Source organism: Actinacidiphila glaucinigra, assembly GCF_900188405.1.
Lineage (GTDB): Bacteria > Actinomycetota > Actinomycetes > Streptomycetales > Streptomycetaceae > Actinacidiphila > Actinacidiphila glaucinigra.
On record NZ_FZOF01000028.1, the window covers coordinates 1 to 23,006 of the forward strand.

Annotated in this window: 18 protein-coding genes; 13 read left to right on the forward strand and 5 right to left on the reverse strand. The window is 73.7% G+C overall.

Features of this window, described 5'->3' with window-relative positions; genetic code table 11:
• Positions 1-1,989: M4 family metallopeptidase (locus CHF15_RS35440; protein WP_089228032.1), on the forward strand; the 1,989-nt coding region annotated here is incomplete at its 5' end.
• Between the two features lie 53 nt (positions 1,990-2,042).
• Here CHF15_RS35440 and CHF15_RS35445 read toward each other — a convergent pair.
• Positions 2,043-2,969, reverse strand: coding sequence for a hypothetical protein (locus CHF15_RS35445; RefSeq protein WP_089228033.1), 927 nt, complete (start codon positions 2,967-2,969; stop codon positions 2,043-2,045).
• Positions 2,970-3,119: 150 nt separating this feature from the next.
• Between CHF15_RS35445 and lepB the strand changes: the two genes are divergently transcribed.
• The 8 genes from lepB to poxB all read left to right on the forward strand — a co-directional run bounded on the left by lepB (position 3,120) and on the right by poxB (position 13,084).
• Complete coding sequence (lepB, locus tag CHF15_RS35450) at positions 3,120-3,866, forward strand: signal peptidase I (RefSeq protein ID WP_089228034.1); 747 nt, start codon at positions 3,120-3,122, stop codon at positions 3,864-3,866.
• 133 nt (positions 3,867-3,999) lie between these two features.
• Positions 4,000-4,788, forward strand: a complete 789-nt coding sequence (locus CHF15_RS35455) for an IclR family transcriptional regulator (RefSeq protein ID WP_089228035.1) — start codon at positions 4,000-4,002, stop codon at positions 4,786-4,788.
• Between the two features lie 740 nt (positions 4,789-5,528).
• Positions 5,529-6,638: a PP2C family protein-serine/threonine phosphatase gene (locus tag CHF15_RS35460; protein ID WP_089228036.1), complete on the forward strand. Its 1,110-nt coding sequence runs from the start codon at positions 5,529-5,531 to the stop codon at positions 6,636-6,638.
• Entirely contained in the window at positions 6,635-8,182 is a 1,548-nt protein-coding gene (locus CHF15_RS35465; protein ID WP_245939208.1) for an ATP-binding SpoIIE family protein phosphatase, read from the forward strand. Before CHF15_RS35460 ends, CHF15_RS35465 begins: the two co-directional genes overlap by 4 nt.
• Before the next feature lie 287 nt (positions 8,183-8,469).
• Complete coding sequence (locus CHF15_RS44555) at positions 8,470-8,733, forward strand: hypothetical protein (protein WP_089228037.1); 264 nt, start codon at positions 8,470-8,472, stop codon at positions 8,731-8,733.
• Positions 8,734-8,855: 122 nt separating this feature from the next.
• Positions 8,856-9,851 carry a helix-turn-helix transcriptional regulator gene (locus tag CHF15_RS35475; protein ID WP_089228038.1) on the forward strand — a complete coding sequence of 332 codons (996 nt, stop codon included), beginning with the start codon at positions 8,856-8,858 and terminating at the stop codon, positions 9,849-9,851.
• Between the two features lie 65 nt (positions 9,852-9,916).
• On the forward strand, positions 9,917-11,248 hold the full coding sequence (locus CHF15_RS35480) for a DUF4419 domain-containing protein (protein WP_245939209.1): 1,332 nt from the start codon (positions 9,917-9,919) through the stop codon (positions 11,246-11,248).
• A gap of 96 nt (positions 11,249-11,344) precedes the next feature.
• Complete coding sequence (gene poxB, locus CHF15_RS35485; protein ID WP_089228039.1) at positions 11,345-13,084, forward strand: ubiquinone-dependent pyruvate dehydrogenase; 1,740 nt, start codon at positions 11,345-11,347, stop codon at positions 13,082-13,084.
• Positions 13,085-13,135: 51 nt separating this feature from the next.
• Here the strand turns inward: poxB and CHF15_RS35490 are convergent, their stop codons facing one another.
• Positions 13,136-14,368, reverse strand: a complete 1,233-nt coding sequence (locus tag CHF15_RS35490; RefSeq protein WP_089228040.1) for a CehA/McbA family metallohydrolase — start codon at positions 14,366-14,368, stop codon at positions 13,136-13,138.
• A gap of 85 nt (positions 14,369-14,453) precedes the next feature.
• Complete coding sequence (locus CHF15_RS35495) at positions 14,454-15,332, reverse strand: DMT family transporter (protein ID WP_089228041.1); 879 nt, start codon at positions 15,330-15,332, stop codon at positions 14,454-14,456.
• A gap of 148 nt (positions 15,333-15,480) precedes the next feature.
• Here CHF15_RS35495 and CHF15_RS35500 point away from each other — a divergent pair, with 148 nt between their 5' ends.
• The gene (locus CHF15_RS35500; RefSeq protein WP_089228042.1) at positions 15,481-15,921 is read left to right on the forward strand and encodes a GNAT family N-acetyltransferase; all 441 of its coding nucleotides are present in this window, start codon (positions 15,481-15,483) and stop codon (positions 15,919-15,921) included.
• Positions 15,922-15,981: 60 nt separating this feature from the next.
• On the opposite strand, the gene CHF15_RS35505 is transcribed toward CHF15_RS35500, so the two are convergent.
• Together CHF15_RS35505 and CHF15_RS35510 are read right to left on the reverse strand one after the other, a co-directional pair.
• Positions 15,982-16,743, reverse strand: coding sequence for an MBL fold metallo-hydrolase (locus CHF15_RS35505; RefSeq protein WP_089228043.1), 762 nt, complete (start codon positions 16,741-16,743; stop codon positions 15,982-15,984).
• A 152-nt stretch (positions 16,744-16,895) separates the two neighbouring features.
• Complete coding sequence (locus CHF15_RS35510) at positions 16,896-17,099, reverse strand: cold-shock protein (protein ID WP_018557881.1); 204 nt, start codon at positions 17,097-17,099, stop codon at positions 16,896-16,898.
• A gap of 590 nt (positions 17,100-17,689) precedes the next feature.
• Between CHF15_RS35510 and CHF15_RS35515 the strand changes: the two genes are divergently transcribed.
• The 3 genes from CHF15_RS35515 (at position 17,690) to CHF15_RS35525 (ending at position 22,957) form a co-directional block, all read left to right on the forward strand.
• Positions 17,690-18,694, forward strand: a complete 1,005-nt coding sequence (locus tag CHF15_RS35515; protein ID WP_410169679.1) for an AfsR/SARP family transcriptional regulator — start codon at positions 17,690-17,692, stop codon at positions 18,692-18,694.
• A gap of 77 nt (positions 18,695-18,771) precedes the next feature.
• Positions 18,772-21,042 carry a TOMM precursor leader peptide-binding protein gene (locus CHF15_RS35520; protein WP_089228044.1) on the forward strand — a complete coding sequence of 757 codons (2,271 nt, stop codon included), beginning with the start codon at positions 18,772-18,774 and terminating at the stop codon, positions 21,040-21,042.
• Complete coding sequence (locus tag CHF15_RS35525) at positions 21,032-22,957, forward strand: TOMM precursor leader peptide-binding protein (protein ID WP_245939210.1); 1,926 nt, start codon at positions 21,032-21,034, stop codon at positions 22,955-22,957. The genes CHF15_RS35520 and CHF15_RS35525 overlap by 11 nt, the downstream gene beginning before the upstream one ends.
• Positions 22,958-23,006: the final 49 nt, after the last annotated feature.

The window sequence follows — 23,006 nt, forward strand, 5'->3', positions numbered from 1 at the left end:
AACCTCACCAAGGACGCCGCCACCGGCCAGTACCTGCTGCGCGACTCCGCGCACATGGCCGACAGCAAGAGCCGCAACGTCATCCAGACCTGGGACGCCTCCAGCCTCTGGTACAAGGACCTCGACGGCCAGTGGCCCGAGAGCGTCGTGCCCTTCGCGATGCCGACCACGAAGGCGCCGCAGGAACTGACCGACAACGGCGCGGTCGACGCCCACTGGGCGGCCGGAAAGGTCTACGAGTTCTACCGCGGCACCTTCCAGCGCGACAGCCTCGACGGCAAGGGCATGGCCATCAACTCCCTCGTCGGCGTCACCGCCGATCTCGGCTACCCCTGGGTGAACGCCTTCTGGGACGGCAGCAAGATGGTCTACGGCACCGGTGACGACGAGTACCGCTCCCTCGCCTCCGACCTGGACGTCGTCGGACACGAGATGACCCACGGCGTCGTCGAGCACACCGCCGACCTCGTCTACGCCGGCCAGTCCGGCGCCATGAACGAGGCCATCGCCGACTACCTCGGCAACGCCATCGACGTCACCGTCGGCCGCACCTCCATGACCGACCCGGACGCCGGCCTGATCGGCGGCGACCTCTGCCGCACGCTGACGCCGAAGGAGTGCGCCTTCCGCGACCTCAACGACGGCGCGGGCACCCGGGACTTCATCAGCATGCCGCTGGGGTCTCGCAACGACCAGGGCGGTGTCCACCTCAACTCGCACATCTTCGGCGGCGCGCTCTGGGACATCCGCGAGAGCCTGGGCGGTGAACTCGCCGACAGAATCGTGTACAAGGCGCTCACCTCCTACATCACCCCCCTCAACGGCTTCACCGAGGGCCGCGACGCGGTCCTCGCCGCCGCAAAGTCGCTGCACGTCAAGGGCGACCGCATGGCCAAGGTGAAGAAGGCCTTCGACGCCCACGGCATCGTCCCCGGCTGGGAGCGGAACCTCGGCCTGGACAGCGACGTCCTCCTCGGCCGGCTCGGCACCCTCGAGACCGGTCTCGCCAACGACATCGGTCCCGCCGCGGGCGGCGGCTGGTGGGCGGTCCCCCGCTCCAGCGCCGACAGCGCGGCCCCGTACTCGGTGTGGACCGGCCGGACCGACGGCAAGGGCAAGGCCCGTCAGGTCTCGCCGGAGGACGGGCGCTACCACCTCAGCCCCGTCACCGACGGCAGGCGCGTGGTCTGGCTCGCCGTCGGCGACACCTACGACCTGATGTCCGCCCCCGTGACCGGCGGCCCGGCGAAGCGGCTCTACAGCACCTCCACCGCCTCGATCGGCAGCCTGAGCATGGACGGCGACACCGTCGCCTGGTCCGAGAACGACAGCCAGGGCCACGCCGGCCTGCGCTACATCAAGGGCTCCGACCCCACCCCGCGCACCGTCCCGCTGAACCGCCCCGACGCCACCGCCGCAGACGCCGACGTCCGCGCCGAGTCGCCCTCCGTCCACGACGGGCGCATCGCGTACACGGTGAGCGGCTGGTGGGGCGACGACCCCGGCCACCGGCGCGCCGCCGTCGACGTCTTCGACACGCGGACGGGCAGGACCGCGCTCGGCACCCCGAGCCGCGCGGTATGGACCAGCCGGCCCGTGGCGACCTCCTCCGGGGTGTACTGGCTCGCCGACGAGGACCCCTACGACGAGGGGCAGTCGGCCGTACGCAGGAGCGGCCTCGACGCCTCGGGCACCACGGACGTCATCCCCGCGACCTCCTCCGCGACCCTCGGGGCGTGGGCGCTGACCGCGTCGGACACGGCCGTCACCCTCACCGTCGACCCGCAGGCCCCGACGGGCCTGCCGTACCTGGCCACCCAGCTCCGGCAGTACTCGTCGAAGGGTGCCCCCCTGGGCCGCGTCTCGTGCGCGCCGGGCCGGCAGACGTACGCGGTGGCCGCTGGCGACAGCCGTGTGCTCTGGCTGGACACGACCACCACGTCCTTCGACCTGGTGACCCGCTCCCGCCCCGCGGGCGACTGCGGCTGACCGTACGCCGGGTGGGCCGGGGCCCGGCCCCGGCCCACCCGGAGCGGGAGCCGTCAGCGCGGCATCGGCAGCTCCACCAGCGCGGCGAGTTCGGCCCGGGTCGCCGGACGCAGCGTGGCCAGGACGTGGCGGGCGGCCGGGAGCCCGCTCTCGCCGGAACCCCGCAGGGTCACGGTGCAGACCAGGCCGCCCTGAGGCAGCCGCAGTTCACGCGTCGGGTAGGCGCCGCCGCGGGCGATCAGCAGGCGGCCTCCCCCGTCGTCGCGGCAGTGGATCTCCTGGCCGAACGGGACGGGGCAGCCTCGCGCGTCGACACGCCGCGTGTCGGCTCCGGCGCGTTCGACCCGGATGCTCAGCTCCGGGGAGTCCGTGCTCTCGTAGCGGGCGCCGAAGCCGTCGGCGGACGCGCCCCCGACGTACAGCGTGTAGCCGGGCGGCGGGTCGCCGACGCGCAGCAGCGCGTGGTCCACCCGGTTGGCGCTCATCCACTCGTCGAGGGTGGGCGGGCGGGCGGCGTCCCAGGCGGCGTACGCCCCGCCCGCCGCGAGGACGACGGCCGCGGCCAGCGCGATGAGCCGCGCCCTGGCTCCGGGCAGGAGGAACGCGGCGGCGAGGGCGTGACAGGTCCCTCCGGCGGGCCACAGCACACCCCAGTTCGCGAACTCTCCGACGTGCTCGAGCGCCACCGCCACGGCGAGCGCCCCGGCGGTGCCGAAGGCGTACACCCCGGCCGTCCAGCCCCACAGGCCCGCCCTCCGGCGAGTGAGCGGTACGACGGAGCGGGCGGCCCTGCCCAACGGCGCGAGCAGCGCCGCCGCGAGGGCGACCGAACAGACGAGCACGACGGCCAGGACCACCGGCCTGCCGAGGAACAGCGCGACCAACACCGCCTGGAACTGGACGGCGGTCAGAGCACTGCCCGCGAACCAGACCGCCGCCAGATGCGCGCCCACGGCCGTGGCGCCGTTCTTCCCGATCATGCCCTGTGACCACGCGCGGGCCGGTGTTCCGGTTCCACACCCTCGGAATCCGGGACTTCGGGCCGCGGCGAGGCGAGCCGGGAACTCCTGATCGTTCAGGTGTACGGGCACGCACCGCGCCCGTCGTACCGACACCGAGAAGGAGCAGGCATGACCACTGGGGAGGACGGCCGGACGGGTGTCCGCGGCACCGGCGAGGACGAGCCGGAGGCACCGGCCCGCCGGAGACGGCCGCGAAAGGCCCGCACGCAGCGTCCCTGGTGGCAGGAGCTGCCGATCCTCGTCGTCGTGGCCCTGGTCATGGCCCTGGGGATCAAGACCTTCTTCGTGCAGGCCTTCTCCATCCCCTCGGGTTCGATGCAGGACACCCTGCAGGTGGGCGACCGGGTCCTGGTGGACAAGCTCACCCCGTGGTTCGGGGCGACGCCGCAGCGCGGAGAGGTGGTCGTCTTCCGCGATCCCGGCCGCTGGCTGGGCGACCAGCCGCCGCCGGCCGGCGGCAACGTGCTCACGAAGGCGCTGGCGTTCGTCGGACTTGCGCCCTCCTCCGACGAGCAGGACCTCATCAAGCGCGTCATCGCGGTCGGCGGCGACACCGTCGAGTGCGAGCGCGGCAAGCCGGTCACGGTGAACGGGAAGGCCCTGGACGAGCCGTACATCTACCCCGGCGCCACGCCGTGCGACGACATCCCGGTCGGGAAGGTCACCGTCCCCGAGGACCACCTGTGGGTGATGGGCGACCACCGCAACGCCTCACAGGACTCGCGCGCCCACGTCGACGAACCGGGCGGCGGCTTCGTGCCGCTGGACGACGTGGTCGGCCGCGCCTTCGTCGTCGCGTGGCCGGTGCCTCGGTGGTCCACGCTGCCGGTGCCCGCCACCTTCGACCGTTCGTGACCTGCGGCGGCCCCTGCCCCGCACGGCAAGGGCCGCCTTGCTTGACCCCTTGCAGCACGGCACCGACAGTGGGGAGGTGCCACGATGCGGGACTGTTTCCCGCCATGCGAGGACGAGAGAAGGCGATGCGGCCATGACCGCTGATCGCGATCGCAACGGGGCGGCGGACGGTTCCGTCCAGGTGGTCCGGAAGTCCGCCCAGATCCTGGACTGCTTCTCCGTGACCACCCCCCGCCTCCAGGCCTCGGAGATCGTCCGCAGGACCGGCCTGCCGTCCTCCACCGTCGCGCGCATCCTGCGCACACTCGTCCGGGAGAACCTCCTCCAGCGCGAGGGCACCGCCTACAGCATCGGTCTGCGGGTGATCGGCTGGTCGGCGGCGGCCACCGCCGCCTCGGACCTGATCGCCGCGGCCAGACCGCTGGTGACCGGGCTGCGGGACCACTGCGGCGAATGCTGCGGCCTGCAGGTACGGCAGGGCGCCAGGCGGGTCACCGTGATCTGGGCGCAGTCGACGCACTCGATCGTCTACCGGGGCCACGTCGGCCAGGTCATGCCCCTGCAGCCCAGCGCCGCGGGCAAGGTCTTCATGGCCTTCGACCCGGACGCGCTCGCCCTCGTCCTGGACGAGGGCCTGACGGCCCGTACCGCGCGGACCGTGGTGGATCCGGCCGTGCTGCTGGGGCAGCTCGTGGAGGTCAGGGAGCAGGGCTGGGCGTTCTGCGAGGAGGAACTCGAACCGGGACTGAACTCGCTGGCCGCGCCCGTGCGCTCCGGCGACGGACGCGTGATCGCCGCGGTGAGCCTCGGGGGGCCGTCCCACCGCCTCACCCCTGCCCGCGCCAAGGACCTCGCGGCCCAGGCGATCGACTGCGCCTCGGCCATCGCCGAGGGGCGGATGTGGCGGGGCGACGGAGCGTAGAGCCCGTCGTCGCCGCCCCTCCCACGGCCTTCGGCGGGGCCCCGCGAGGAACTGCCGGATACCTCCGGGCACGCCGCCGCCCTCGCCGGGGAGCCGCGTGGGAACCGGGGGAGGAACTTCGACGACGGGGCCCGTCCCGCGCGCGTCGAACGGATCGCCTTGACGATGCCCCATGCGGGTCGCACAGTGGATACCGCATTGCGGCAATGGCTTCCACGATGCGGCAAGGTGAGGACGGTGGGGCCATGATCCAGACGAGTCCGCGCGCCGGCCGGTGCCCGGACGCACACGGTGCCGGCTCCGCTTCGGCGCTCCCGGCACCCGGCCATGACGGATGCCCCGTCAGGTACCGGCGGCTGCCGGTGTTACCGCCCGCCCCGCACGGTCACGCCACGGCGGCCGTGTCCCGGGCCCCCAGCGCAGGCCGCCCCTGACGTTCCGGCCGAGCAGCCGGATCACCACCGGGCCGGGTGACGTCCCGCCCGTCCGCAGGCGAGCGGTCGAGCGTTCCCACCGTGCCGGAGGGCGCACGCGCACCGCACGCGCACCGTCCGTGCCCGGCGCACGAACCACCCGCAGGACCCCACATGAACCTCTTCTCTTCCCCCGTCCCGGCAGCGGCGCAGGCAGGGCATCGCCTCCGCCCATCCGGAGCGCGCCTCGCCGGCGGACGGGGGAGGCATCCACGGCTCGCCGGCCGGGCCGGGGAACACGTCCCGAGGGCGGGCAGCCGCATCCAGGTGTCCCTGCCGGCCGGACTGATCGCAGCGATCACCCTGGCCGGATCGTTCGCCCCTGTGGCCATCCACCTGTCACCGCTGCTGGTGGCCGCCCCGACCTCCACGGCCGCGTTCGCGCGCGCCCGGTTCACCGCGTGCGTCGCCCTCGTCGCCAGCGCCGCGATGCTGGTCGTCGACCGCCACGACGGGCTGCTGCACTCGTCCGTCCTGCCCATCCACATCGGCGCGCTGCTGGCGGTCTCCGGCTTCGTCATCGCCGCGCGCACACTGCACGACCGCGACCTGAGAGAACTCCACGAGGTGCGGGCGGTGTCCGAGGCGGCCCAACGGGTGCTGCTGCGGCCGATCCCGGCGCACATGGGCCCGCTGCGGGTCGCCTCCGTCTACCGCGCTGCCGCCGCGCACGCCCTGGTGGGCGGTGACCTGTTCGGCGCCACCCGCACCGACCACGCGACCAGATTCCTGATCGGCGACGTCCGCGGCAAGGGGCTGCCGGCCGTGGAGGACGCCTCCGCGCTCCTCGGCGCGTTCCGCGAGGCCGCGCACCACCACGCCACCCTGCCCGCGCTGGCCGCCTCCCTGGAGCGCAGTGTCGAGCGGCACCTGGCCCAGCTCACCGAGGCCGACCCCGAGGCCGGTGAACGCTTCATCACCGCCCTCCTGGTGGAGGTGCCCGACGACGCCGGCATCGTACGGGTCGTCAGCTGCGGGCACCCACCGCCGCTGCTCCGGCACCGCGGCCGGGTCATGGCCCTGGAGGCGCGCCGGCCCGCACCCCCCTTCGGGCTGGCCGGCGACACCCCGGACGACTTCCACCTCGACGTCTTCGTCTTCGGCGCCGGGGACACGCTCCTGCTCTACACCGACGGCGCCATCGAGGCCCGGAACGCCTCCGGCGACTTCTATCCACTCCAGGAACGGGCGGGCACCTGGGACTGGGAGGGACCGGACGAGCTGCTGCGGCACGTCGGCGACGACCTGGACGCCCACACCGGACAGCGGCTCGACGACGACCTCGCGATGGTGGCGGTGCAGCGCCCGCCGGTGCCGGGCGCCGGCCAGGGTCCGCCCCCGCCGCGGTCGCCGCATCCCGCGGAGGCCGCGCCGTGAGCGGCGGGCGTACGGTGCCGCCCCAGGGGCGCACCGGTCACGGCAGGGCGCTGGCGGGCATGATCGTGCCCCGGCTGCCGTGGGGCATCGGCCCGGTGCTGCTCCTGTGCTACCTCGGCGCCGTCTGCGCGGTCCAGCTGGAGGCGTCCGAGGGCGGCCTGGTCCGATGGTCGCCGTACTCGGCGTTCGCTCCCCTCGTGGCCGCCGCCCTGCTGCCCGTCAGGCGCACCTTCGTCATCGGCGCCGCCACGCTCGGTGCCAGCGTGGCGATCTACGGCTTCGCGATCCACGGGGTGTCGGTGGGCGGCCGGACGGTCGTCATCCTGGCGGCCGCGCTGTCCTTCGTCCTCAGCGTCGTCCTGTGCCGGGCCCGGCTGTGGCTGCAGCGCCGGCAGTGCGCGGCCGCCGGCGCGTGCTTCCCCGCGGAACCCGCCGTCACCGCCGCGGTGCACCCCTCGGACCACGGGAGCGGCACCGCCCCGGCGGCTCCCGACGGCCTGCTGGTCACAGCCCTGCCGGGGTCGGCGGCGGTGGAGGTCGTCGGCCGCTGCATGCCCGCGCGCGAGCACTCCGGGCCCAGCGCACACTGGCTCGACGCCATCCCGCTGCCCGGTGCCCGGGTCGCCCTCGTGGCGGGCTCGGTCTCCGCGGAGACCGGTACGGCGGCGGGCGCGGCGGCCGCCGAACTCCGGGCGGCGGTACGCACGCTGGCCGACATCGACCTCCAGCCGGACGAGCTGCTCACGCACCTCGACGACGTGCTCGGCCGGCTGCGGCCCGCGGGCACGGGGGTCAGCGCCGCCTGCCTCTACGCGGTCTACGACCCGGTGTCCGGCCGCTGTTCGCTCGCCGCCACCGGGCACCCCGCGCCCGTCGTCGTCAGCCCGGAGGGCGCGGTCACGACCATCGTGCTCCCGCCGTCCCAACCGCTGGGCCAGGCACGGCCGTCCTCGGAGGCCACCGTGGTGAACCTCCCCGCGGGCAGCCTGCTGCTGGTGCACACCGGCACCTGCCTCGGCGGGCCGGCCGCCGAGAAGGTCCTGCGCACCCTCGCCCGCACCCGGGAGGACCGCCCCTCCCTCGACACCGTGTGCCGCACCGTCCTGCGGGCCCTGCCCGAGGCGGAGCGGCCCTGCGCCGCGATCCTCGCCGCCCGTACCCGCACCTTCGACAGCGGTGCCGTCGCCACCTGGGACCTGATGCCCGATCCCGCCGCCGTCTCCCACGCGCGCAAGCACGTGGCGGGAAAGCTCGCCGCCTGGGGGCTTCCGGACGCGACGCAGACGACCGAGCTGATCGTCAGCGAACTCGTCACCAACGCCATCCGCCACGCCCTTCCGCCGTTCCGGCTGCGGCTCATCCGCCACGACGACGGGCTGACCTGCGAGGTCTCCGACAGCAGCAGCACCACCCCGCATCTGCGGCGGGCCCGCAGCCTCGACGAGAACGGCCGGGGGCTGTTCATCGTCGCCCAGCTCACCCAGCGCTGGGGCTGCCGCCACACCGAGGAGGGCAAGACCATCTGGGCCGAGCAGCCCTGCTGAGCCGGCTCCGCCGGCGGGGACCCGGGGCCCCTCGCGGCGCGCGCCGGCGGCGTGACGGCTGCCCGCGGTCGGACCCGGTCCCGGGAACCGTGCCGGCCGGTCCGCGGCCGCGCCGTGGTGCGTCCAGGCGGTCCGGGTCGCGGTCGGCGACGGCGGAGGCGACCACCACAGCCGCGCCGCGCGGCATCGCCACCCCGCGATGGCCAGGTCCTCGCCCGGGGTGCGCTCGGCAAGGGCCCGGTGCGCAAGTTCGCCCGCGACTACGTGGACTCGCGCTTCCGTGTGGCGTGGTCATCCTCGTGCTCAGCGTGCTCCGCAACCCGGCGCTGCAGAACATCTCGCTGCTGCTGCAGCTCGTGGTGATCGTCGTCGACTCGGCCGTCAGCGGTCTGCCGCTCCGCCGCGAGCCGCGATGCGCTTCCCGGACAAGCCCACCAAGGGCGCCGTGGCCTACGCCCTCGCGACGGACGCGGCCGGTGATCACCCCGCGGCGGCACGGGCACTCCACCGAGGACGTGGGTTCCACGTCCTCGGTCCTCGAACCGGAATGACGGCGTACCGCGGGGAACGCTGACAGCCCCTTCACCGGACTGACAAGATGATCGCAGGGCGACTTCCCGTCAGGTGACGGAAGTACGACACGTGAAGAGAGCACGAAGGCGGACCACGGACCATGCTCGAATCCATCGGCCTGAGCCGGCAGGACGAATCGGTGTACGAGGCCCTTGTGCGCCGGGTGCACGCCACGGTCGCGGAACTGGCACACGACTGCCGGCTGCCCGCCCCCGCGACGCGCCGCAGCGTACGGTCGCTGGTCGCCCTCGGCCTCGCCGTGCGCTCCACCGGGCGCCCCGTGACCTACGCGGCGGTCTCCCCGGACAGCGCGCTGGAGGCCGTACTGCGCGACCGGGAACGGGCGTTGAACGACGTACGCTCCCACGTCTCCGGCCTGATGGACCTGTACCGCGCGGGCACGCGCTTCGTGAACCCCGGCGAGTTGGTCGAGGTCGTCTCGGGGCGGGACGACGTCAACCGCCGCTGGGCGCAGTTGCAGCAGAGCACGCGCACGCAGGTCCGGGGCTTCGACCGGCCGCCGTACGCCTCGCACGAGGAGCACACCGAGCCCAACCCCGTCGAACTCGAACTGCTCAAGCGCGGCGTCGCCTACCGCGTGATCTACGACAGCACCGTCCTCTCCCTGCCCGGCTGGCTCGCGGACGTCACCGTCGGCGTCCGGCACGGCGAACAGGCCAGGGTCGCGGCCGACCTGCCGATGAAGCTGGCGATCTCCGACGACCGGCTCGCCATCATCCCCCTGCTGCGGCCCGGCGACCACACGGTGACGGCGTCGTACCTGATCCACCCCTCCCCTCTGCTCGACGCGCTCATCGCCCTCTTCGAGGCGTTGTGGGAGCGCAGCGTGCAGGTGCGCCTGCCGTCGAACGGCGGCGCCCCCGGGAGGCTGGAACAGGCGCCGGACGAACTGACCGCCGAGGAGGCGAAACTGCTGACGCTGCTCGCCGCGGGCGCCACCGACAAGTCCGCCGGCCGCGCCCTGGGCTGGAGCGAACGCACCGTCCAGCGCCATGTCACCCGCCTCATGCAGCGCTTCGGCGCCCAGACGCGTTTCCAGATCGCCATGGAGGCCACCCGCCGCGGCTGGATCTGAGCCCCCTTCGGGGCGACCCGGCGGGCGGTCCTAGGATCGTGCCGCTGGTCAACCCGGGGGTGCCCATGACTTTCGAGATCGATCTGCCGCTCGACGCGGACCCGCGGCGGGACGCGGAGGCGGCCCGGCTGGCCGGCGCGCTCACCGAGGTCGGCAACGAACGCTTCCTCCGCGCCGTCCTCAGGGATCCGGCGCGTATCCACCACCGCAGCACGGAGAGCCTGTGCGGCAGGCCGACCGACGCCCCCGAGGTGACCGAACCGACGTCGAGCCTGCTGCTCCGCGCTCTCCACACGGCCTTCACCGCGCACCTCCCGCTCAGCCTCTCGCCGGACGTGCTGTGGTACACCGTCGTGCACGAGGTGGCGGTCCATGTGCGCCTCAACTCATCCGCGTACGCCGGGCTGTTCACGCGGACGCCCGGCCACCGACAGTCGATCCTCGTACGGGACGACCGCGCCCCGGAGGACTGGGAGCGCTCCGTCAACCTGGTGCGGGATCCACTGCGCGCCCTGATCGGCGACGATACGGCCGAGCTCTTCCTGCCCGTCTTCTCCACCACCACCCCGGCCGACGCCACCGCCGCCCTGGTGGCCCTCATGGACGTCGTCAGCCCGTACTACCGCTTCCGCTGGCGGACCCTGTGCGGCATTCCCCGGATCCGGCTGGAAGGGACGGAGGAGGACTGGCGCCTGCTGGCCGCACGGGCCCGGGAGCTCGCCGGGCGGTTCGAGGGGCTGCGGCCGTACTTCCGGGGCCTGCAGCCCGTCCTGGACGCGATCGCGGCGACACCCTCGGGCCGGGGCGTCGACGAGGAGTTCTGGCGATCGCTCTACAAGTACCGCTCGGAGTCGGGTGGTTCCTGGGTCACAGGCTGGATCAACGCCTTCTTCGCCCACCGCTACACCGACGACGGGCCCGTGCCCAAGGACGCCTTCGGACCGGGCCCCTCGGACGAGCTGCACTTCCCCTCGCACGTCTCCCGGGTACCGTTCCGCTGGGAGACACTCGCGGGCACCTTCGACATGGCCTTCCTGGGAGGTGCGCTCGGCCTGGAGCGGGACGGCGCCTGGCTTCGGCCCCGGCTGGGAAACGCCGTCGTGGAGCTGCTTCCCCAGACCGAGAGGCACGACGAACGCCTGCCGGAGCCCTGGAGCCTGGCCGACGTGCAGCGCCTCACCGGCTGCCCGGAAGCCCGGCTCCTCGACACCATCGGCACGGTCACCCACCAGGGCGCGGTCCTCCGGGCCGACCTCGCGATCGACCTCGGCGGGATCTGTGTCGTCCGCGGCGCCGACGGCGACTGGCACCTCGGCGACCTGATCAGCGACGACGGCGAGATCCAGTGCTGGCAGAACGCCGGCCCCGACCTGGGTGAGGCCCTGCGGATCCTCTGAGCGCCGTGTCGCTTCCCCCGGGCCGTGTGAGATGTCACAAAATGTCCGGGGTGCCACGGGCACCGCGCCGTTCCGACGAGCCGCCAGGGAGTCCTCTTGGGTACCACCGTCGCAGATGTCATGGTCGCGGCCCTCGCGGCCTCCGGCGTACGTCGGGTGTACGGCCTGCCGGGGGATTCGCTGAACGGGTTCACCGACGCCCTCCGCCGCAACGGGGCCGTCTCGTGGGCCCACGTGCGGCACGAGGAGACCGCCGCGTTCGCCGCGGCCGGCGAGGCGGCCGTCACCGGGCGGCTCGCGGTGACCGCGGGCAGCTGCGGTCCGGGCAACCTCCACCTCATCAACGGGCTGTTCGACGCGCAGCGCAGCCGCGTGCCGGTGCTGGCGGTCGCCGCGCACATCCCGCGGGCCGAGATCGGCGGCGAGTACTTCCAGGAGACGCACCCGCAGGAGCTGTTCCGCGAGTGCAGCGTCTACCGCGAGATGGCGAGCCTGCCCGAGCAGGTCCCCAGGATGCTGCGCATCGCGATGCGCTCGGCGCTGGAGCGCAGGGGCGTCGCGGTGCTGGTCGTCCCGGGCGAGCTGTTCCTGGCCGACATCGACCTGCCCGTGCCGCCCCGCCCCGTGGTCGGGACCTCCTCCCGTGTGCGCCCCGACGACGCCGGGCTGGCGCGCGCAGCGGAGGTCCTCAACAGGGCGGAGCGGGTGACCATCCTCGGTGGCGCGGGCTGCCACGACGCGCACGACGAGGCGGTGGCCCTGGCCGACGCGCTGAAGGCGCCCATGGTGCACGCGCTGCGCGGCAAGGAGTTCCTGGAGCACGACAACCCGTACGACGTGGGGCTCACCGGCCTGATCGGCTACAGCTCCGGCTACCGGGCGATGGAGCACTGCGACGCCCTGCTGATGCTCGGCACCGACTTCCCCTACCGCCAGTTCTACCCGGGTCCCGACGTGCCGGTCGTCCAGGTCGACGTACGCGGTGAGCACATCGGTCGGCGCACCGAGGTCGACGTCCCGCTGGTCGGCACCGTCAAGGACACCGCCGCCGCGCTGCTCCCGCTGCTGCGGCCCCGGACCGACCGCTCCTTCGCCGACCGGATGACCGGCCACTACCGGAAGGTCCGCGGCCGGCTGGACCACCTCGCCGCGGCCGGGCAGTCGGACAACCCCATGCACCCCCAGCACGTGGCCGCCACCGTCGACAAGCTCGCGACCCGGGACGCCGTCTTCACGGCCGACGTCGGCACCCCCACCGTGTGGGCGGCACGCTATCTGACGATGAACGGCCACAGGCGGCTGATCGGGTCCTTCAACCACGGCACGATGGCCAACGCGCTGCCGCACGCCATCGGCGTCCAGGCCTCCCACCCGGGGCGCCAGGTCGTGGCCCTGTGCGGCGACGGCGGCCTGAGCATGCTGATGGGGGAGCTGCTGACGCTGCGCCGGCTGGAGCTGCCGGTCAAGATCGTGGTCTTCAACAACACCGCGCTCTCCTTCGTGGAGCTGGAGATGAAGGCCGCGGGCATCGTCAACTTCGGCACCGACCTCGGCGAGACGGACTACGCCGAGGTCGCCCGGGCAGCCGGGCTGTTCGGCGCCAGGGCCGAACGGCCGGGTCAGCTGGAGGAGGCGCTCACGACCGCGCTCGAACACGACGGCCCCGCCCTGGTCGACGCGCGTACCGCGCGCCAGGAGCTGTCGCTGCCCCCGAAGATCACCTACGGCCAGCTCAAAGGGTTCACGCTGTTCGCGACCCGCACGATCCTGTCCGGGCGGGCGGACGAGATCGTGGAGCTGGCGAGGACCAACCTGCGCGACCTCGGTTTCGACTAGGACTGCGCGGACGCCCGCCGCGCCGCGGGGCACGGCGGGCGCGACGCGCCGTCAGGGCTGCAGCCACCAGGGGCTGGAGTAGGCGACACCCAGGTCGTTGCAGGGGTGTCCGGACGGCCCGGGTTGCCCGTTGGGCTGCGAGGGGTCGGAGATGCGCAGCACCACCCAGGCGCCGTCCTCGACGTCGAGCGGGACGGTGAACTCGGCCAGGCCGCCGGACGTGGTCGGGACGACCTCGGCCACGGTCGGCGCGCCCGAACCGGGCCGCAGCACCTGGATGTCCAGGGGCTTGCCCAGCCAGTCGGGGCCGCGGTCGAGGTCCACGGCGAAGCGGACGTCGCCGGAGGCGAGCGGCAGGACACCGCCCATCTGGACGCCGCCCGCGGTGGCGTCCAGCCGCAGCCCGGAGAAGCGGGTGGCGAAGAAGCGGCGGGCGCGCATGGCCTCCAGCACACCGGCCCGGGTGTTCTCGGTGACCCAGAGCCCGGCGCGGCCCACGCCCTCGACCTTGCCCCACTCCGCGCCGTGGTGGTCGCTGACCCCGGTGATCCCGGTACGCCAGCCGGCGTTGAGGACGGCGTTGAGGTGCGAGGACTTGCGGTCCGACCAGCCGTCGAAGAGGTAGTCGTCGCCGCGGTTGAACATCTCGACGCTGACCATCTTGTCGCGCACCGCGGCGGAGTAGGCGAAGTCGTTGAAGCGCCCGATCTCGCGGCCCGGGTGGTTGAAGCCCGCCACCGCGTCACGGCCGGCGATCCAGTTGTAGAGGGAGCCCATCGAACTGGCGCCGCCCAGGTCGACGAACTGGTCGGTGAACCACACGTTGGCGTGGCCGAGGAGCGGGTGCGACCACTCGAAGCCGCGGATCGCGGTGTAGTTGCCGGGGTCGTTCGCGGCGTCCGCGAGCTGGCGGGTGCGGTCCCACTCGCCCTTGGAGAGGCCGTTGATCGAGAGCAGGGTGGTGTGGTCGGTGAGCGCCGCCACGTCGAGCCCCGCGTCGCGCATGGAGGCGAACGCGAGGGCGGGGTCCCCGTCGCCGTCCGACATCAGGGTGTGGTTGTGCAGGTCGGCGTGGACGAGTCTGGTGCCCTGGGTGACGAGTGAGGCGCGGGAGGCCCCGGCCCGGTTCGTGGCGGGGGTGTCCGCGGCGGTGCGGGTGCCCGCGGCCAGGGCGGTTCCGGGGAGTGAGGCCGCGATCAGCAGGCCACCCGCACCGGCGAGGAGGGAACGTCGGCTGGGTCCGTGCGCGTGCGTGTGCGCCGTGTCGGCATGGTGTCCGCTCATGGCGGCCAGTACAGCCGATTGACAGGAGCATGGTCGAAATCGCGGGTTCCCGGCGGGTGAACGCCTCACGCCCGCCCGGTGCCGCTCAGCGGGGCGCGTCGGGCGCCACCAGCGTGCGCACCAACGGGACGCGGACCAGGACGAACGCACCCGTCACCACGAGCAGCGCCCCCAGCAGCATGGGCAGCAGCCACCAGCCTCCCCGCAGGTGCTCCTCGAACACCGTCACACCCAGCACGAGGCTCACGCTCGCGTCCCCGAGCGTCAGCGCGGGCTGGGAGGCCACCAGGGGGCCGGACTGCATGGCGTTCTCCAGCAGGAAGACGGCCGCGACCCCGACGAGGGCGAATCCGTACGTCTGCCACGCGGTGAAGAAGGCGGCCGCCCCGTCGCTGTCCCACACCTGAGTGGCGTCCTTGAGCAGCCCGGCGGTGAGCGCGTAGCAGACGGCCGCCGAGAGGCCGAAGCAGGCGGCGCGCACCCGGCCCGCCGGGCGCCGGACGGCGATGAGGACGAGCAGCAGGACGGCGGCGACGCAACCGGGCAGCGCCATCGCCCACGTACCGGTGCCCGGCCGGTCCACCCCGCCCCCGGGCGAGGCGGCCCACAGCCCCACACCCAGCCCGACCACCATGGCGGCGACGGCGGCCCAGCCGCGCGGCGGGAGCCGGCGGTGCAGCACGAAACCGCCGATGAACAGGGCGAAGGGCAACTCCAGGACGAACAGCGGCTGGACGAGCGAGAGCGCGCCGTTGAGCAGCGCCAGGGCCTGGAACGCCGCCGCCGCGACCACCGCGCCGAACCCGGCCAGCCACACGGGCTTGCGCAGCAGTTCGCCGATGAGGGCCGGACGCAGCCCCACCGAGAGCGGAACCGTGCGGGCCGCGTAGCGCTGCAGCACGGTGGCCAAGGCGTTGCTGACCGCCGCGAGCAGCGCGAACAGCACGGCAAGGGTGGTCTGCACCAGGACTCTCCTCAAGATCCCGGACCACGCTAACCGCTGTGCTCCCCCGCCGGGCCGAACGACGCGTCGGAGCGCGGCGGCCGACGTGCTCCGGGCGCCGGCAAATGCGGTTGACGAGGTCCGCCGTGCACCGGTTTCCTGCTGCGATATGTCGACCCTTCGCATCGAACAGCCCCATGGCGACGCCATGCTCGAGGACTGGCGGTTCGTCCACAACACCATCATCCCCACCGGCCCGCTCTCCCTCGACGACGTGCGCGAGCGCTCGCGGCGCAACCACCTGGAGGTCGCGTACCTGGGTGACGCCGTCGTGGGCTGCACGACCGTGCGGCCGCCCACCGGCGAGGACGCCACGGCCACGGTCATCGCTCGGGTGCTGCCCGGCCACCGGGATCAGGGCTTCGGCACGGCGCTCTACACCCGGGGGATGGACCGGGCGCGCGAGATGGGCGCGGCGGCGGTCGAGACGGTGGTCCTCGCGTCCAACACCGAGGGGTTGCGCTTCGCCGGGGCGCGGGGCTTCGTCGAGGTCGAACGCTATGTGCTGCCCGGGGACACCATCGCGTACGTCACCCTGCGCCTGCCGTGAACCCCGGTCCCCCGGGCCGACCGCCGGGAGGACACCGGCACCGGCACACCGGCGCACCGCTCAGGCGCGGTCCGCGGGCGCGCTGCGGCGCAGGTAGCGCTCCGTCACCTCGCGCAGCCGGTCACGGCCGAAGCTCCGCCCGTGACCGGGGTGGACGACACGGACGTCGAGGTCGGCGAGGAAGGCCGCGGTGCGCCGGTAGGCGGCCACGTCGGACTCGGGCAGGTCATCGATGAGATAGCCGTCGTAGACGGCGTCGCCGGAGTACAGCACCCCCGTGCGCTCTTCGAGGAGGGCGACGGAGCCGGGCGTGTGGCCGGGCACATGGAGGACGGTGAGGACGCGGCCGCCGAGGTCGATCCGCTCGTCGCCGCTCAGGGTGCGGGTGAGGGTCACCGGGCCGATTCCGTAGCCGCCGGGGTCGTATCCGGGGTCGGGCAGGGCGTCCAGGAGAAGGTCCGGGAAGGACGCGCCCACGTCCTCGGTGCCGAGCCGTTCGGCGAGTTCGGGCCCGTCGAGGCTGGCCGGCACACCCCGCGCGAGGGCCGCGGCGTCCGCGCCGTGGGCGGCTCGCTCGGCGAACTCGTGGGCCCCGCCCACATGGTCGAGATGCGCGTGGGTGAGGAGCAGCAGCGGGTCCCGCGCCAGGATCTCCGGGACCTCGCGGCGCAGGGGCACCACCCCGAGTCCCGCGTCGACGACGAGATCGCGCTCGGAGCCGCGCAGCCACCACACGTTGGCCCTCACGATCTCGTGGGCGTGCGGCTCACTGATGCGGACGAGGCCGTCCTCGACGTCGCGTTGCTCGTACCAGTGCGTCATACCGGCCCAGTGTCCTCGCCCCGGGCGCGGGCCCGACGGCGGGGTCCCGCGGGTGTGGGGCTGAGGCCGGAGACGAGGACGGGGTGGCCGGGTCTCCCCGGCGGCGATGGGGACGCCGCCGGTGACGACCCGGCCACCCCGGTCGAGGACCGTCAGTTGCGGATGATGTTCTCCGCCTGCGGCCCCTTCTGCCCCTGGGTGACGTCGAACGTCACGGCCTCACCCTCGACCAGTTCGCGGTAGCCGTTGCCGGCGATGTTCGAGTAGTGCGCGAACACATCGGGGCCACCTCCGTCCTGTGCGATGAAGCCGAAGCCCTTTTCCGAGTTGAACCACTTCACGACGCCTGTCGCCACCGCGTCCATCCTTCACGTGCCAGCTGAAGAGCCACGCCGACTGCGTGACCCGCGGTCGCCTCCTGCCGGAGACGGCCACGGAGCCCTCTTTACCCGATGCAGGGCGTTTTTACGCCGGGTCCTCGCATCTGTACGTCCCCTGCCGCAACGGACCGCGCCCGGACGGCCGCTCCGGGCGCCACCGGCGGGCCGTCGACGGCGGACGGCGGGGCGCGGACGGCCCTCGACTGGAAAGCGGCGGGGCGGCGACGCGAAAGGGCCCTGCTCCCTGTGCCGCTCCGCACCGACTTCCGCGCATTCGTGGAGCAATGCCCGAAGTCGGCCATAGAGACGCCGCAAAGTTTTTCGCGACCACGGGTCGACACGCGTAGATGTTTTAGGTTAAATGGTGCATACGCTGCCGCGGCAATCCCTCGGGAAGGCCTTGCGGACCCCTTGTGACGAGTTCGTGCGCGTGATACGTTCCCGGCGTCAGCGGGGAGTGGGCGGAAATGCATAAAAGGCAATCTGTCGACCGTGTCCAAGAAGCGTCCGGTGACCTCGGACCGAACACGTTATTAGATTCGGACGAATTCAGTCCGAAGTTCCTCATGCTCGGACCGGTGAGGATAGCGGACGACGGCAATGTCATTGCGCTTCAGCCGTCGAAACCCGCCAACCTTCTCGCGGCGTTGCTCTTGCATCCCAATTCCACGGTGTCCGCCGAATTCCTGCAGCGGGTGGTCTGGGGCGAGGAGCGCCCCGTCAGCGCGAGATCGGCACTTCACACCTGCGTCCAGCGATTACGGCAGCTGTTCGCCAAGTACGGGATCGCCGGCACCCTCATCGAGGCCGTCCCCGGGGGCTACCGGATCGGCGCCGACGCCGGCTCGCTCGACCTGATCGCCTTCCGCGACCTGCTGCGCGCCGCCGACCAGGCGTCCTCCCCGGAGCGGGAACTGCGCATCCTGCGGACCGCGCTGGCCCTGTGGCAGGGCCCGCTGCTGGCCAACATCCACTCCGACATCCTCCGGCGCGAGGTCGTGCCCCGGCTGACCGAGGAGCGGCTGCGCGCCATGGAGCGGGTCTTCGACCTGGAACTGGCGCTGGGCCGCTGCCGCCAGGTGCTGTCCGAGCTCTGGCCGGTGGCCCGCTCCCACCCCGCGCACGAACCCTTCTGGGCGCAGCTCGTCGAGGCGCTGCACCGCACCGGGCGGCGCGCCGAGGCGCTGTGCGAGTACCGCGTGGTGAAGGAGTACCTGCGCACCGAGCTCGGAGTCGACCCGGGGCCCGCCCTGCAGCGCCTGGAGCTGGCGGTGCTGCGCGGCGAAGACCTCTCGGCCGGCCCTCCCGGACGTCATGGCCCGCATTCCGGCGCCAATGGTCGAGACCATTCCGGTGGCCGTTCCGACTTATCCCGCACGGCACCCCCGACCGGAAAGCCTTTGCTGTCCAGGGGTGCCGCGCAGGTCCTGGAAACGCTCGTCGGGGCGGGCCTCCTGGAGGAGGGCCCGGACGGCCACTACCGAATGCACGACTCCCTCCGGATTCTCGCCCGCGGGGCGATGGAATTACGGACGGAGGCATCCGGTCCCGATATGCCGTCCGGCACCTGAAAGCCCCCGGCGGTTCGGGTGCGTTACCGCCGGTATCCATTGTCCGCTGACCTCGCCCGAATGGGAGTAATGACGGCATGACCGCTGCGTACGAGGAAGTCGCGCATTCGTATCCCCGTATCCGCCGTGACGTCCTTTTCACGGAGACCCCGGACGGCGTCGTATTCCATAACGCTCACGGCGGATTCAATCTGCGGGGCAGATCGGCCTACCGGTTCGCGACACTGGTCGTTCCCCATCTGAACGGGACGAACCAGGTCGAGCAGATCTGCGCGGGCCTGGGCGAGCACCAGCGGGCCATGGTCGGTGAACTGGTGGGCGCGCTCTACGGCAGGAACTTCGCCCGCGACGTCGTCCCCGGCAGCGACGGACTCGACGAACTGGCCCCCGAGGTCGCCGAGCGCTTCGCGGCGCAGGTCGACTACATCGACCACTACGTGGGGGAGGCGGGTGGCCGCTTCCGGCGCTTCCGCGACACCCGCGTGGCGGTGCTGGGCGACGACCCGGTGGCCCGGTGGTGCGCGCTGAGCCTGGTCCGCAACGGCTGCGCCGCGCTCGCGCTCCCGGCCGCCACGGGTCCCGGGACCGACCCCTTCGCCGAGGCGCTGCGCGAGGTGGCGGGGCTGGAGGACGACGGCTGTCCCGTGGAGGTCGTCCGGTGGGACGTGACCGGCGACGACGGCTGGGACGGCCTCGCCGGCTACGACGTGGTCCTGACCACCGGGGCCCCCGGGGCCGCCCTGCGGCTGCTCGAGGCCGGCATCCCCGAGGGCGTACGGCTGCTGCCCGCCTGGACCTTCGGCGACCAGGCGGTGGTGGGCCCGGTCATGACGGCCGGGACGACGGGCTGCTGGTCCTGCGCCGCGCTGCGCCTGGGCGCCAACGGCGAGCCCGGCGCCGCCGCCGACCTGTGGAGCGCGGTGCGCCTGGACGGCCCGGGACAGGCGGAGCAGGGGCGGATCTCCGGACCGCCCGCGGCCATGCTCGGCAACCTGCTGGCGTACGAGGTGTTCCGGCTGGTCACCGGTGTGCTCGCGCCGGAGACCGAGGGGCGCCTGGTGCTGCAGGACCTCGACTCCCTCGACGTGGTCACCGAACCCCTGCTGCCGCACCCGCGCTGTCCCCACTGCCGGGAGGACGAGGCGCCGGCCGCCGAGACCGCCCTCACCGCCGCCGACCTGACGGACGGACCGGACCTGCCGGAGTCCGGGTCCCGGGAGGTAACGCCCGAGGCGGACGCCGACGAGGCCCTCGCCGCGCTCGACGCCCGCTCGGTGCTGACCCACACGCGGGCCGGGGTGTTCGGCGCGTTCGCCGACGACGCGTGGGAGCAGACCCCGCTCAAGGCCGGGACCGTCAGGCTGGCCGTGGGGCACGGCGGCCCCCGCGAGATCACCGCGTTCGACGTCCACCACGTCGCCGGGGCCCGGCTGCGGGCGCTGTACCGCGCGGCCGAGGTGTACGCCGAGCACGTCGTCCCGCAGCGGGGGGTCGTGGCGGGTGCCGCGTTGGAGGCGGCGCGCGAGAAGTGGCCCCTGCTGGCCCCGGCCGCCCTGGACATCGCCTCGGGCACCGGCGCGGACGCGGACTCGGTGCGTGCCTGGATCCCGGCCGTCTCCCTGGGCGAGGCCCGTACCGCCCTGGTGCCGGCGGCCGCCGTGCGGACGTTCGGCGGCCACAATCACGACCGGCTCTTCGTGGCGACCTCGGCCGGGTCGGCCGCGGGTCCGTCCCCGTCGCGGGCCGCGGCGCGCGCCCTGTACTCGGCGGTGGCCTTCCACACGCTGACCGCGGCGCTGCGCTCGCGCTGCCCCGTGGCGGCGACGGCCGCGGAGTGGGCCGCCGACGACCCGGAGGTGCTCTTCCTTCGCCGTTCGGCGGTGAACCTCGGGCTTCAGGCCGAACTGCTGGAACTGGGCGGCCCCGAAGGGCTCGCCCCGGTGATGTTCGCCCGCGCGCTGGACCCGGGCACCGGGCACGCGCTGTGGGCGGTCGACGCCGCCCGCACCCCGCGCGCGGCCGCGGTCGGCGCGCTGCGCGACCTCCTCGGTCAGGTGCAGCTCGGCCGGGACGACGCGCCGAGCGGGCCCCTCGACACCGGCGACCCCCTCCTGGGCGACCTCGACCCGATGACCGTCGCCGTCACCGATGCCGTCACCGATGCCGTCACCGTCACCGGGGAGGCCGGGAGCGGGACTCCGGCCGCCGGCGGCGCCGACGTGCTGCGCCGGGTGAGGGAGCGCGGCCTCGACGCCCTTGTCGTCGCCACCGGTTCCGCCGACCTGCGGTCGGCCGGTGTCCATGTCGCCCGGGTCCTGCTGACGCACGGGGCCGTGGATGCCCTCTGACATGGGCGTGCGGGCGCCCGCAGCCGACGTCGTCGTGGAGCGCCTGCTGGGCGACGGCCTGCGCCGGCACCCGGGCGGCGGATCGCCGCCGCGGGTCACGCTGCTCGGCTTCCGGGACGAGCAGCGGGTCCCCGCCGGACAGACGCCCCGCTCCCCCGCCGCGCCGGTGCACCTGTACGGTCACCACGCCCTGGTGGGTCCGGTGACCGGCGCGGACGGGACGGCGGCGTGCACGCGCTGCCTGGCGCGGCGGTGGCAGGCCGTACGGCCCGGGATCCTTCGCGACGCCCTGGAACTCGGCTCCGCCACACGGCCGGCGGGACCGTGGCCGTTCACCACCGCCTTCGCGATGGACGCCGTCGCCGCGCTCCTCGCCGCCGCGGATCCCTCCCGGCGGACGGGGACGACGGGCCGTCACCCCGTCGTCCACCTCCTGGACCTGGAGACCCTGGAGGTGAACCGGGCCGTGGTCGTCCCCGACGCCGAGTGCCCGGACTGCGACCGCCGCGTCCCCGACTCCGCCGAGGGCGCGACCTTCACGCCCCGCAGCGTGCCCAAGGCGGATCCCGCCGGCTTCCGCGGCCAGCCGATCGAGGCGTACGACCTCCCGCTGGAGGCCTTCGTCAACCCGGTGACCGGGATGCTGGGGCCTTCGGTGGCCCCGGACCTGACCTCGGCGTCGACCGCGTCCACCGTCGGCGCCTTCACCCTGCGCTCGGGCGCGTACCTGAGGGAGTCGTACTGGGGCGGCCACACCGGCAGTTACGCCCGCAGCGTGCGGGTCGGGGTGCTGGAGGGCATGGAACGGCTGGCCGGGATGCGGGCCCGCGGGAAGCGCACCACCGTGGTGGCCCCGCTGACCGGACTCGGCGACGACGCGCTCGACCCGCGGACCTGCGGGGTCTACTCGGACGCCTTCTACCGCGCCCAGGACGTCGTGCGGCCGTTCGCGCCCGACCGGCCGATCCCGTGGGTGTGGGGGTACTCGCTGCGCGACCGGCGCCCGCTGCTGGTGCCCGAGGTGCTGGCGTACTACCACGCCCCCGGCGGCCTGGAGAACCGCTTCGTGCAGGAGAGCTCCAACGGCTGTGCCTCCGGCGGCAGTCTGGAGGAGGCCGTGCTCTTCGGCCTGATGGAGGCGGTCGAGCGGGACGCCTTCCTCATCGCCTGGTACGCCGGGCTGCCGCTGCGGGAGATCGACCCGGCCGGCAGCGGCCGCGCCGGGACCCGGCACATGGTCGAGCGGCTGGCGATGTACGGCTACCGCGCCCGGTTCTTCGACACGCGGATCACCTTCCCCGTCCCCGTCGTCACCGCCGTCGCGCAGCGCGTGGACGGCGGCACGGGCGCGCTGTGCTTCGGCGCCGGTGCGGCGTGGGACCCCGAGGCGGCCCTCGCCGCGGGGCTGTCGGAGATCGCCACCGACGCCGTCAAGCTGCGCCGCCGCACCGAGCGGGACCACGACCGGCTGGCGGCGATGGCGGCGGACTTCGGCACCGTCCACGTGCTCCACGACCATCCGCTGATGTACGGGCTCCCGGAGATGGCCCGGCACGCCGCCTTCCTGCTGGAACGGGAGGACGCGCCCCCGGAGCCCCCGCTCGCCGTGGCCGACCTGCGGACCGGCCGCCCGCCGGCCGCGGACCTGCGCGAGGACCTGGAGGCGGCCGTGGACGCGGTCACCGCGCGCGGGTTCGACGTCGTCGTGGTGGACCAGACCATGCCCGAGCAGCGGGACGCCGGCCTGCACACGGCGTCCGTCCTCGTGCCCGGTCTCGTCCCCATCGACTTCGGCTGGCACCGCCAGCGCGCCCTGCACATGCCCCGGCTGCGCAGCGCCCCGCGCGAGGCCGGGTTCACCGACCACGACCTGCGGACCGGCGAACTGAACCTCGCCCCGCACCCCTTCCCGTGAACCGCCGCCCGCGCACGACGGCAGGACAGCCGCAGACAGAGAGGACCGG